1 tRNA gene is annotated in these 219 nt (G+C 42.9%); it reads right to left on the bottom strand.

Going from position 1 to position 219, the window contains the following annotated elements:
• Positions 1-142: 142 nt before the first annotated feature.
• Positions 143-219, bottom strand: a tRNA-Asp gene (locus AAEY57_RS21360).

Here is a 219-nt window from a genome sequence, read left to right as displayed (position 1 = left end):
GCTGATAGCTGATAGCTGATAGCTGATAGCTGATAGCTGATAGCTGATAGCTGATAGCTGATAGCTGATAGCTGATAAAAAATTATATTTGGATTTATTAATAAGGAAATTATTTATTGCTTGTTATTGAGGAAATAACAAGTGGCGGAGTGGACGGGACTCGAACCCGCGACCCCCGGCGTGACAGGCCGGTATTCTAACCAACTGAACTACCACTCC

It is taken from the genome of Pseudoalteromonas sp. MER144-MNA-CIBAN-0113, assembly GCF_040308965.1.
Lineage (GTDB): Bacteria > Pseudomonadota > Gammaproteobacteria > Enterobacterales > Alteromonadaceae > Pseudoalteromonas > Pseudoalteromonas tetraodonis.
Note: the sequence above shows the minus strand (reverse complement) of the source record. Positions and strands in the feature narration are given on the sequence as shown.